Raw genomic sequence first — 12,191 nt, forward strand, 5'->3', positions numbered from 1 at the left:
GTGGCCTGTGTGGCTAATTCTTGCACCCAAATTCGAGTGCAAGAATTAGCCGTACAGGCCACTAGACCGCCGGCCCCCTCATCTCAAAGTCCCTGCTCTGCGAATGGCACGGCCAGCGCCAGGGCCTGGTCCAGTGCAGCGACGTCGACGCCACCACCCTGGGCCATGTCCGGACGGCCACCGCCCTTGCCACCCACCGCCGCAGCGGCTTGTTTCATCAGATCGCCAGCCTTGAGTTGGCTGGAGAGGTCCTTGGTCACGCCGGCCACCAGCACGACCTTGCCCTCATGCTCGCTGCCCAGCAGGATCACTGCGTGGCCGAGCTTGTTCTTCAGCTGATCGACCAGCGCCAGCAGGGCCTTGCCGTCCTGCCCATCCAGGCGGGCGGCGAGCACCTTGGCGCCTTTGACCTCAACGGCCGCATTGGAGAGATCGTCCCCGGCGGCGCTGGCGGCCTTGGCCTGCAGCTGCTCCAGCTGCTTCTCCAGCTGGCGGTTGCGCTCGAGCACAGCCGACAGCTTGTCGATCAGGTTGTCACGGTTACCCTTCACCAGTTGCGCGGCTTCCTTGACCTGCTCTTCGGCAGCGTTCAGGTAGGCCAGCGCAGCAGCGCCGGTGACCGCTTCGATACGGCGTACGCCAGAGGCCACGCCGCCTTCGCTGATGATCTTGAACAGGCTGATGTCACCGGTACGCTTGGCGTGGATACCGCCGCACAGCTCCACCGAGAAATCGCCGCCCATGCTCAGCACACGCACGGTGTCGCCGTACTTCTCGCCGAACAGCGCCATGGCACCCTTGGCCTTGGCGGTTTCGATGTCGGTCAGTTCGGTTTCCACCGCAGTGTTCTTGCGCACTTCGCGGTTGACGATGTCTTCCAGGGCCTTGATCTGCTCCGGTTTCACCGCCTCGAAGTGGCTGAAGTCGAAACGCAGGCGCTGGCTGTCGACCAGCGAGCCTTTCTGCTGTACGTGCTCGCCCAGTACCTGGCGCAGCGCTTCGTGCAACAGGTGGGTGGCGGAGTGGTTCAGCGAGGTGGCGTGCTGCACGTCGGCATCGACCTTGGCCACGACTGGCGAACCGATCACCAGCGCACCGCTGGCAACCACGCCGTGGTGCAGGAAGGCACCGCCGGTCTTGGTGGTGTCGCGCACGTCGAAGCGCGCAGCACCGGCCTGCAGGAAGCCGGTGTCACCCACCTGGCCACCGGATTCGGCGTAGAACGGCGTGCGGTCGAGCACGACCACGCCTTGCTCGCCTTCGCCCAGCTGGTCGACGGCCTGGCCGTCCTTGTACAGGGCGATGATCTTGCCCTGGCCTTCAGTGGCATCGTAGCCGAGGAACTCGGTGGCGCTGTCGACCTTGACCAGGCTGTTGTAGTCCATACCGAAGGCGCTGGCAGAACGGGCACGCTCACGCTGGGCGTCCATCTCGCGTTCGAAGCCGGCCTCGTCGATGGTCAGCTCGCGCTCGCGGGCGATGTCGGCGGTCAGGTCCATCGGGAAACCGTAGGTGTCGTACAGCTTGAACACCACGTCGCCCGGCACTACCTCGCCCTTGAGCTGGGCCAGGTCCTGCTCGAGGATGCGCAGGCCCTGCTCCAGGGTCTTGGCGAACTGTTCTTCTTCAGCCTTGAGCACGCGCTCGATGTGCGCCTGCTGGCTGTTCAGCTCCGGGAAGGCCTCGCCCATTTCGGCGACCAGCGCGGCAACGATCTGGTAGAAGAAGCTGCCTTTGGCGCCCAGCTTGTTACCGTGGCGGCAGGCGCGGCGAATGATGCGGCGCAGCACATAGCCACGGCCTTCGTTGGACGGCAGCACGCCGTCGGCGATCAGGAAGCCGCACGAACGGATGTGGTCGGCGACCACTTTCAGCGAGGCCTGGCCGTCATTGCTGCAACCGATGGCCTTGGCCGCGGCCGACAGCAGGTTCTGGAACAGGTCGATCTCGTAGTTCGAGTGCACGTGCTGCAGCACGGCGCTGACGCGCTCCAGGCCCATGCCGGTGTCCACCGACGGCGCTGGCAGCGGGTGCAGCACGCCGTCGGCGGTGCGGTTGAACTGCATGAAGACGTTGTTCCAGATCTCGATGTAGCGATCGCCGTCTTCTTCCGGCGAGCCGGGTGGGCCGCCCCAGATGTCCGGGCCGTGGTCGTAGAAGATCTCGGTGCATGGGCCGCACGGGCCGGTGTCGCCCATGGTCCAGAAGTTGTCGGAGGCGTACGGGGCGCCCTTGTTGTCGCCGATTCGCACCATGCGCTCGGCCGGCACGCCGACTTCCTTGGTCCAGATATCGTAGGCTTCGTCGTCAGTGGCGTAGACGGTGACCCAGAGCTTTTCCTTGGGCAGGTTCAGCCATTTTTCCGAAGTCAGGAAGGTCCAGGCGAAGGTAATGGCATCGCGCTTGAAATAGTCGCCGAAGCTGAAGTTGCCCAGCATTTCGAAGAAGGTGTGGTGACGCGCGGTGTAACCGACGTTTTCCAGGTCGTTGTGCTTGCCACCTGCGCGCACGCACTTCTGGCTGCTGACGGCACGGGTGTAGGCACGCTTCTCCGCACCGAGGAAGCAGTCCTTGAACTGGTTCATGCCGGCGTTGGTGAACAGCAGGGTCGGGTCGTTGTTCGGGATCAGCGAACTGGAGGCGACTCGGGTATGTCCCTGCTCTTCGAAGAAGCGAAGGAAGGCTTCACGGATTTCTGCGCTTTTCATAGGTTCTTCCACGGAAACGGCGGCCGTTTGGGCTAATACGTCGAATCGACGAAACGACGGCAAAGGGCGCCATTATATCCAGCCTCAACGGCGGATGCAGTGTGTTTATACGCCCGAAATGGCCATTCGGCATGAAATCGTCATTTCGAACATCAAAGTGGAGGCTATACGGTTCAACGCCTCGTCACAACGCCCTGCCCGCACCACATTCGCCATGCGCGCCTTGAGCCAGATAAGTACCACACCCCCGTCTGCCCGGCCTCTTAGCCTTGGCCAATGCGGCGCCTGTCGCATAACCCAACCCACTGCAAGCGAGGTCGCTCATGCACCCCAACCCGATCTACTTCATTTCTGGAAGAACCAGCGGTTTTCAACAATGGGTCGACACATCCACGGATGGCAGAGCCGTTCATCGATTCTTCGAGTACCGAGACGACAAGGTAGATGTCCTTCTGGAGCAAGTGTGGTTCGAGCAGGGCCAGATCCCCGGCAAACATCACATGGTGATCCAGAGCCATGCCGCCGAGGTGGATATCGACATCTCCACTTACGATTGTCACCTGATGGCCACGGTCGGCAACAAGAGATTCATCCTCGCACCGACCCGCAGGCATACCCTCATTATCAAGACGGCAGACGGCGAGGCCAACGTTCGCGTGGCAAGCGATGTGAGGACACCCATCATCATCCAGGCGGCAAATGGCAATGCGCGCATTACTACCGGCGGCGGCATCACCGAAGTGTTCACGGGCACCGGGGACGCGCAAATCAACGTGGGCGAGGGGCTGACGTTCATCAAGAGCGCTGCAGCAAGCAGCCGCATCAGCGGCCACACCCTGGTCGCAGACCCACATGATTCGGTCATCTATGCCCGCAACCAGCCGGGTGACGCCCGTTTCCAGCTGCCTCTCGCCGCGCCGCTCGACCAACTCGCCAGCAACACCTTCGACATACAAGGCAGCGATACCTTCAAACGGTCAGTGAGCAACCACCTGGCCTTCCTCCGCCACACGCACTGCGGCCAGCGACTCCTGACCGAACTGGCAAAGCATTCGTGGATAAGGATTACCGAAACACAAGGGGCCACTGATTTCGAGGTGTACGTTACAGACCCCACCGAAAGTGATCATCACCTGCGGCAAAACAGCCGACTGGAATGGGTACCAGGCTGGCCTGCGGAGGGTGGTGTTCTGGCATTCAACCTGATGCGCTCGGACAGCGACAATTTGCCACTGTTCGATCTTTACCGTTGCCTATGCGAGGCATACAACGCATTCGATGGCACGACGATACCTGGCAGTACCCCGATCAAGAGCATTGATCGTCGGCAGATCCAGGTAAAGAAGGCGCGTCTGCAAGCCATTGGCCTGCCAAGCGGTCTCGCATTCGATTTTGACGACGACCCGGAAACACCGCCTACCGACACCAACCCCTCGCCGTTCAACGAGAATGCATTACGACTGGAGCTAGGGCTGCCAGCGCGCACGTATTATTGAACCCTGCATACGGTACGCCTTGCGCGAGCCATATGCCCAAGCCGCAATTCAACCCAGGCGCTGCCCGGAATCCGGCACGATCAGGATCCCGGCGCGCAAGCCGTTCTTGACCTTGGGGTTGGGGAAGATGATGCGTGCGCCCTCCTCCTCGACCACCCAGCGCGTCTCGGCCAGGTCTTCGGCCAGCAGGTAGCCCTTGCTCAGCTCGGAGAAATTCTCGATGTCCGCCGGCAAGTGCAAGAGGAAGCTGTCGCTGTGCTTGATGATCTCGCGGGATACGCTGAACAGCTGCAGGCCATCCAGCGAGCTTGGGCCCCGTGGCTCGGTATCTTCGATGATGTGGATCAGCCGCGCTTCCAGCTTGTCGAGGTTGACCAGCTCGTTCTGGCCGAACGGGCGGGCCTTGCCCAGCTCCAGGGTGAAGGCTTCGGCCTCCAGCTGCTCGTAGGTGAAGGCGCTGAAGGTAATGGAAGACTTGCTTTGCAACAACACCGCCTCCATGCCCGCCGCCGCCAGGCGTGCCAGCTCGCGACGGGAATGCTTGCGCCCCTCTTTATAGGGGTACAAGGCGAACTGCTCGATCTTCGAGCCTCGGATGGCAGTATGCAGGTCGTAATGCAGGCGGCTGCGCCCCGGCTTGCTGAAGAACACCCGGGCGAACTGTTCCAGCTCGGCGGCACGCAATGCTTCGAAGCCACTGGACAGTTCGTGGCGTCCGTTGAACAGGCGGTTGATGTCCTGCTCGATGAAGCGCTCGCCCTTACGGATCGCTGCCGGGTTGCCGAACAGGAACAGTACCCGCGCCTTGGGTTTGATCTTGCCGTTGGCCACACCATGCAACAGCCGCTCGAGCAACTCGATCGGTGCCGTTTCGTTGCCGTGGATGCCGGCGGACAACAGCAAGTCCAGCCCGCAATCCTCGTTTTCGGCCGGGCGCACTTCGAGCGCGCCCTCCCCCAGCCAGCGCAAACGCGCGCCCTTGGGTGTCACTTGGGTCTTCTCGGCCGGTTCGTGATCGGTGAGGGTCAGCTCAAGCAATTTGCCAAGGGCGAGCATAGGGACTTCCTTAGTGGTGGTGGCCGCAGTCAGGGCCATGGACGTGATCGTCGTCTTCAGCGACTTCAGCCGGCTCCATTTCCAGCTGCAGGCTGACCAGGTTGGTGGCCATCGGACGCAACAGCAGGTTGGCGTACTCGGTGTCGTCTTCCTCGACATCCACGCCGATCAGCAGCTGGCCACGGCCATCCTGCTGAATCCACACTTCCTTGCCCTGCCAGACCACGGCAAAGCGGGTGCAGGAAGTTTCCAGCTGGGTGCCGTCTTCATCTTCGAGGATCAGGCGCAGGGCGTCGGTCATTGCAAAGTCTCTCTTCAAGGTTGGCGTTGGAACGGATACACCGAGCCCAACTTCAGGATCTGGGTCAATTCGTCCAGTGCCGTACGGCATTCCACCAGTAGCTGCGGGTCGGCCAGGTCCGCTTCGCCAAGGCGATCGCGGTAGTGCTTGTCGACCCACTGCACCAGAGTGTCGTACAGCGAGGCGGTCATGATAACGCCTTGGTTGACCGCTGCCAGTTCCGTTTCCTTCAACGCCACGCGCAAACGCAGGCAAGCCGGCCCACCGCCGTTCTGCATGCTCTGCTTGAGGTCGAACACCTTGACCTCCTTCACCGCGCCGCCCTGGGCGGTCAGCTGGCCGAGGTAGGCCCAGACCCGCTCGTTGTTGCGGCACTCTTCCGGCACCACCAGCAGCATGGAGCCGTCGTCGCGGCTGAGCAGCTGGCTGTTGAACAGGTAGGAACGCACCGCGTCCTCCACCGTCACCGCTGCCCGCGGCACGCAGATGGCCTGGAAGTTGCCACCCTTGCTGGCCAGTTTAGCCCGCAGCTGGCCAAGTACCGCGTCGGTCTCGAGGAACGCGTCCTCGTGGTAGAACAGCACCTCGCCGTTGCCCACCGAAATCACATCGTTGTGGAATACGCCCTGGTCGATCACGGCCGGGTTCTGTTGAGCGTAGACCACGCCGTCATCGCTCAGGCCATGCAGCCGAGCCACGGCCTGGGAGGCTTCCAGGGTTTGCCGGGCCGGGTACTTCTGCGGTGCCGGGAAGCGGCTGTCGAAGGCACTGCGGCCGTAGACGAAGAACTCCACGCCGGCCTCGCCGTACGCACGGCAGAAGCGCGTGTGGTTGGCTGCGCCCTCGTCACCGAACTGCGCCACGGCAGGCAACGCTGCGTGGTGGGCAAAGTGTTTGTCGTTGCTGAACATGGCACCCAGCACGCGGCTGGTGGTCGGGTGCTCGATGCTGCGGTGGTACTTGCAGTTGAGGTTGGCAGCAGTGAAGTGCACGCGGCCGTCGGCGGTGTCGGCACTGGGGCTGACCGTGGCGGCGTTGGCCACCCACATGCTCGAGGCCGAGCAGCTGGCCACCAGCAATGGCATGGCCTCCCTGGCGGCGCGCTGGATCACTTCGGCATCGCTGCCGCTGAAGCCCAGGCGGCGCAGTGCGGCCACGTCCGGGCGCTCCTGCGGCGCCAGCACGCCCTGCTTGAAGCCCATGTCGGCCAGCGCTTTCATCTTCGCCAGGCCCTGGCGCGCAGCTTCGCGCGGGTTGGAAGCCTGTTGGCTGTTGCTCTGCGAAGCCACGTTGCCGTAGGACAGGCCGCCATAGTTGTGGGTAGGCCCCACCAGGCCATCAAAATTCACTTCGTAGGATTTCATCGGCTAGGCTCCGTGACCTGTTGTTATAGGGTGACGCCCGGCGTCAGGGTTGCCGGCAAGGCAAGGCTGGCGGTCTCCAGCGAAGCCACGGGGTAAGCGCAGTAGTCCGCCGCGTAATAGGCGCTGGCGCGATGGTTGCCACTGGCACCCACGCCGCCGAACGGCGCACTGCTGGCGGCACCGGTCAGTTGCTTGTTCCAGTTGACGATGCCAGCGCGGCTGCGCAGCCAGAAGTACTGGTAACGGGCGTGGGAGTCGGACAGCAAGCCGGCGGCCAGGCCGTACTGGGTGTTATTGGCTTCATTGATGGCAGCATCGAAGTCGGTGTAGCGGATCACCTGCAACAGCGGGCCGAAGAACTCTTCGTCCGGGCGCTCGGCCACAGCGGTGACATCGACAATACCCGGGGTCAGCAGTGCGGCATCGGCCTGCGGCTGGGTCATTTCCAGCAGTTTCACGGCGCCCTTGGCGACCAGTTCGGCCTGGGCCGCAATCAGCGCCCGCGCCGCCTGCAGCGAAATCACCGAGCCCATAAACGGCGCCGGCTGCTGGTCGAACGCGCCGACCGTGATGGATCTGCTCACCTCGACCAGCCGCGCGATCAGCGCATCGCCCCAGGCGCCTTGCGGCACCAGCAGACGACGGGCGCAGGTGCAGCGCTGGCCGGCGGAAATGAATGCCGACTGGATAATGGTGTACACCGCCGCATCGAGGTCCTTGACCTCATCCACCACCAGCGGGTTGTTGCCACCCATTTCCAGGGCCAGGATCTTGTCCGGCCGGCCGGCGAACTGCTGGTGCAGCAGGTTGCCGGTGCGGCTGGAGCCGGTGAAGAACAGGCCATCGATGCCCGGGTTGGCGGCCAGCGCCACACCGGTTTCACGTGCACCCTGCACCAGGTTGAGCACACCCGCCGGCAGCCCGGCGGCAATCCAGCAATTGACAGTCAGTTCGGCGACCTTGGGCGTCAGCTCACTGGGCTTGAACACCACGCAGTTGCCCGCCAGCAGTGCCGGCACGATATGACCGTTGGGCAGGTGGCCGGGGAAGTTGTACGGGCCGAACACCGCCACTACACCGTGGGGCTTGTGCCGCAGCACGGCCGTGGCATCGGCCAGCGGGCCGCTCTTTTCGCCGGTACGCTCGCGGTAGCTCTGCACCGAGATCGCTACCTTGTTGATCATGCTGGTGACTTCGGTCGCCGATTCCCACAGGGGCTTGCCGGTTTCCTCGCCAATGCACTGGGCCATCGCTTCGGCATGCGCCTTCAGCTGCGAGGCGAACTTCTCCAGCACATCGATGCGCGCTTCCAGGCTCAGTTGCGCCCAGGCCGGGAAGGCATGGCGCGCAGCCTGCACGGCAGCCTCCACCTGGCTGGCGTCGGCGCCCTGCCCCTCCCAGACGACAGCTTGCGTCACCGGGTTGAGCGACTGCAGGGTTTCGCCCCGGCCGGCCTGCCAGTTGCCTGCGATGTAATGCGTGGTCATTTATTTGGCCTCCCGGCTTGCCGACAGCGGCACCGCGCGCACGTTGTCGCCGGCACCCATGCGCAGGCGCTTGGCCGTCAAGGGGTCGACCACCAGGGTACCGGCGGCCAGCCGCGCAGGTGCAGCCGTGATGCGGCAGTCGTCGCGCTTGCGGTTGTGAATGATGTAAGGAGTGGCGTCATCGCCCGGTGTGCCCACGGCCAGCACCAGGGTCTGGCTTTCGCGTACGGCGCGGATCTTGTCGGTGTCGCACTCGATGGCGGGGCCGGCGTCAAAAATGTCGACGTAGCCCTGGTAGTTGAAGCCTTCCTGCTTGAGCATCGCCAGCGCCGGCTCGGTGTCTTTGTGCACGCGGCCGATCACGTTGCGCGCCGCCTCGGACAGGAAGCAGGTGTACAGCGGGAACTTCGGCATCAGCTCGGCAATGAACGACTTGTTGCCCACGCCGGTGAGGTAGTCGGCCTGGCTGAACTCCATCTTGAAGAAGTGCCGGCCCAGGCTTTCCCAGAACGGCGAGCGGCCCTGCTCGTCGGACATGCCGCGCATTTCGGCAATGATCTTCTTGCCGAACAGCTCGGGGAACTCGGCCATGAACAGCATGCGCGCCCGCGACAACAGGCGGCCATTGAGGCCCGAGCGGTAGTCGCTGCGCAGGAACAGCGAGCACAGCTCGGAGTTGCCAGTCAGGTCGTTGGCCAGGAACAGGGTGGGGATTTCGCGGTAGATCTTCAGCTCCTGCGAGGCGCTGACGGTCAGGCCGACCCGGTAGTTGTACCAGGGCTCGCGCAGGCCGACGGCACCGGCGATGGCACTGATGCCAACCACCAGGCCTTCGTCGTTTTCCAGCACGAACAGGTAGTCGGTGTCGGCGCGCTCGGCTTCGCCACGGAAGCTTTTTTCCGCCCAGCCAACGCGATGCCCCAGGCGCTCTTCGTTGGCCGGCAGCGTGGTCAGCCCGGTGGTCCCGGTGCTGCGTGCCAATTCGATCAACGCAGGCAAATCGCTGCTGCGTACAGGACGAACGATCATGCTATCTCCTTGTGCGACGGCGGCAGCCGGCGCGAAACTCTGCTAACGCATCAATCCGCAAACGTCTGTTGCCAGACCTCAGACCGCGACCAGGCGCACGCTGGCACCCTCGCCCACCCCCAGCGCCTCGGCGGCAGCCAGGTTCAGGCTGACCGGCTTGCCAGGCACCCAGTCCAGGTCCAGCAGCACTGCGCGGTAGTCCTGCAGCTGGCCGTTGCACACCAGGTATGGGCGCCCGCCCTTGACCGGCGCGTCCTCGATCTTCACCGGCACCACCCGGCTCTGGGCGATCGAGCGGATACCCGAGGTACGCGCATGCAGGGTCGGGCCACCGTCGAAGATGTCGATGTAGTGCTCGGTCTCGAAGCCTTCGCGCATGAGGATGTCGAAGGTAATCTGCGCACGCGGGTGCACCTGGCCCATGGCCTCTTGCGCCAGGTCCGGCAGCAGCGGTACGTAGATCGGGTAGTGCGGCATCAGCTCGGCGAGGAAGGTGCGGCTCTTCAGGCCGCACAGGCGCTCGGCGTCGGCGTAGTTGAGGTCGAAGAAGTTGCGGCCGATGGCATCCCAGAACGGCGATTCACCCTGTTCGTCGCTGTAGCCGACGATCTCGGTCACCACCGAGTCGGCGAAACGCTCCGGGTGCGCGGCCATGAACAGCAGGCGGCCACGCGAATTGAGCTCGGCCCAGGCACTGTTCACCAGTTCCGGCAGCACATAGAAGCTGGTCAGCAGGCTATTGCCGGTCAGGTCGTGACACAGCGACAGCACGTGGATCTTGTTGTGGATCTTCAGCTCGCGCGAGGCATGCACGAAGGTCTCGTTACGAAAGCTGTAGAACGGCTCGGAATAGCCGGCCGAAGCGACGATGGCCGAGCAGCCGGCCAGCTTGCCGGTTTCGCTGTCTTCGAGCACGAAGAAGTAGCTTTCTTCACCGTTGAAGCTGACCTCGGCGGCGAAGGAAGTCTCGGAAGCGGCGATCTTGTCGCCCAGGCGAGCAGCGTCGTCCGGCAACGAGGTGACACCAATGGGGCTGTCTGCAGCCATGCGCTGCACTTCGTTCAGATCAGCCATTTGCGCGGGGCGCATCACCAGCATGGTGTCACTCCTTTGGAATACGGGCCGCTCACGGCGGCACGGAAAAACGGCAAGTGCATTGGCACCTGCACTGGAATCGGGTATCACCGGCCCAGGCACGGGCTGAGCCTGCGCCGTGGCCGGTGAGGGGACAGCAGGCGGATCAGCCCTGGGTCAGGGTAGCCACGGCGCGCTCGAAGCGGTCCAGGCCTTCATCGATGTCGGCGTCTTCAACCACCAGGCTTGGCGCGAAGCGGACCACGTCCGGGCCGGCCTGCAGCACCATCACGCCTTCTTTCTCGGCAGCGTTGAGCACGTCCTTGGCCTTGCCTTTCCAGGCCTCGGTCAGCACGCAGCCCAGCAGCAGGCCAACGCCACGTACCTGGCTGAACAGGTTGTACTTCTGACCGATCTGCTCCAGGCGGACCTTGAAGCGCTCATGTTTGGTCTTGATGCCGCCCAGGGTTTCCGGAGTGTTGACCACGTCCAGCACCGCGCAGGCAACGGCGCAGCCCAGCGGGTTACCGCCGTAGGTGGTGCCGTGGGTGCCGACGGCCAGGTGCTTGGCCAGCTCGGTGGTGGTTAGCATGGCGCCGATCGGGAAGCCGCCGCCCAGGCTCTTGGCGCTGGTCAGGATGTCCGGGGTCACGCCGTAGTGCTGGTAGGCATACAGCGAACCGGTACGGCCCACGCCGGTCTGCACTTCGTCGAAGATCAGCAGGGCGTTGTGTTCGTCACACAGTTTGCGCGCGCCTTCCAGGTAGGCCTTGTCGGCCGGCACCACGCCGCTCTCGCCCTGGATCGGCTCGATCACCACGGCGCAGGTCTTGTCGGAAATCTGTGCCTTCAGCGCTTCCAGGTCGTTGTACGGCACATGGCTGATACCGGTGATCTTCGGGCCGAAGCCGTCGGAGTACTTCGGCTGGCCACCGACGCTGACGGTGAACAGGGTACGGCCGTGGAAGCTGTTCACGGTGGCGATGATTTCGTGCTTTTCCGGGCCGAAGCGGTCATGGGCAACGCGACGGGCCAGCTTGAAGGCGGCCTCGTTGGATTCGGCGCCGGAGTTGCAGAAGAACGCACGGTCGGCAAAGGTAGCGTCCACCAGCTTGTGGGCCAGGCGCAGGGCCGGCTCGTTGGTGAACACGTTGGATACGTGCCAGAGGGTGTTGGCCTGCTCGGTCAGGGCCTTGACCAGTGCCGGGTGGCAGTGGCCCAGGGCGTTGACCGCGATGCCACCGGCAAAGTCGATCAGCTCGCGACCTGACTGGTCCCAAACACGGGAACCCTCGCCTCGCACAGGAATGAAGGCCGCCGGAGAATAGTTGGGGACCATGACCTGGTCGAAATCGGCACGTTGCACCGGGGCTTGCTCAACGGACATCTGAGTCTCCTGAAGAGGAACGCTGGCCTGGAAGTGGCGAGCGATGGGGGGGATTGTAAGGACTGATCCGCGCCTGTCCTTGCGGCCAAGCGACAACTTGTTACAGCGCAAAACCCAGTTTTGACAAGGCTTTCGGCAATGCGACAAACACTGTCGCAATCGCGCAGTGTACGGGAGAGAGGGGGCTGGGTGAACGGGTGTTCACGAAGGTTTGTGAGGGGCTGGTTGCCTGGTGAATCGTGCAGGATGTCCGGCGAGGTTCGTGTGGCGCCTGAGAGATCGAGCGCCG

At 63.6% G+C, this 12,191-nt stretch carries 9 protein-coding genes; 1 reads left to right on the plus strand and 8 read right to left on the minus strand.

The annotated features are described in order from the left end of the window. Positions 1-83: 83 nt before the first annotated feature. The gene (gene alaS / locus A4C63_RS12280) at positions 84-2,708 is read right to left on the minus strand and encodes an alanine--tRNA ligase (RefSeq protein WP_063912879.1); all 2,625 of its coding nucleotides are present in this window, start codon (positions 2,706-2,708) and stop codon (positions 84-86) included. Positions 2,709-3,031: 323 nt separating this feature from the next. On the opposite strand from alaS, the gene A4C63_RS12285 reads away from it, so the two are divergent. Further along, positions 3,032-4,204: a M91 family zinc metallopeptidase gene (locus tag A4C63_RS12285; RefSeq protein WP_063912880.1), complete on the plus strand. Its 1,173-nt coding sequence runs from the start codon at positions 3,032-3,034 to the stop codon at positions 4,202-4,204. 48 nt (positions 4,205-4,252) lie between these two features. On the opposite strand, the gene astE is transcribed toward A4C63_RS12285, so the two are convergent. The 7 genes from astE to A4C63_RS12320 form a co-directional block, all read right to left on the minus strand. Beyond that, positions 4,253-5,260: a succinylglutamate desuccinylase gene (gene astE / locus A4C63_RS12290; RefSeq protein WP_063912881.1), complete on the minus strand. Its 1,008-nt coding sequence runs from the start codon at positions 5,258-5,260 to the stop codon at positions 4,253-4,255. 10 nt (positions 5,261-5,270) lie between these two features. Next, the gene (locus tag A4C63_RS12295) at positions 5,271-5,561 is read right to left on the minus strand and encodes a hypothetical protein (protein ID WP_063912882.1); all 291 of its coding nucleotides are present in this window, start codon (positions 5,559-5,561) and stop codon (positions 5,271-5,273) included. Positions 5,562-5,575: 14 nt separating this feature from the next. Beyond that, positions 5,576-6,925, minus strand: coding sequence for an N-succinylarginine dihydrolase (gene astB, locus A4C63_RS12300; protein WP_063912883.1), 1,350 nt, complete (start codon positions 6,923-6,925; stop codon positions 5,576-5,578). A 23-nt stretch (positions 6,926-6,948) separates the two neighbouring features. Further along, positions 6,949-8,412 (minus strand): succinylglutamate-semialdehyde dehydrogenase, encoded by a 1,464-nt coding sequence (gene astD, locus A4C63_RS12305; protein WP_063912884.1) that lies wholly within the window; start codon positions 8,410-8,412, stop codon positions 6,949-6,951. Continuing rightward, positions 8,413-9,441: an arginine N-succinyltransferase gene (astA, locus tag A4C63_RS12310; RefSeq protein WP_063912885.1), complete on the minus strand. Its 1,029-nt coding sequence runs from the start codon at positions 9,439-9,441 to the stop codon at positions 8,413-8,415. It abuts the gene before it with no gap. 78 nt (positions 9,442-9,519) lie between these two features. Beyond that, complete coding sequence (gene aruF, locus A4C63_RS12315; protein WP_063912886.1) at positions 9,520-10,539, minus strand: arginine/ornithine succinyltransferase subunit alpha; 1,020 nt, start codon at positions 10,537-10,539, stop codon at positions 9,520-9,522. A gap of 142 nt (positions 10,540-10,681) precedes the next feature. Continuing rightward, on the minus strand, positions 10,682-11,902 hold the full coding sequence (locus tag A4C63_RS12320) for an aspartate aminotransferase family protein (RefSeq protein WP_063912887.1): 1,221 nt from the start codon (positions 11,900-11,902) through the stop codon (positions 10,682-10,684). Between the last annotated feature and the right edge of the window lie 289 nt (positions 11,903-12,191).

The organism is Pseudomonas sp. p21 (assembly GCF_001642705.1).
Classification (GTDB): domain Bacteria; phylum Pseudomonadota; class Gammaproteobacteria; order Pseudomonadales; family Pseudomonadaceae; genus Aquipseudomonas.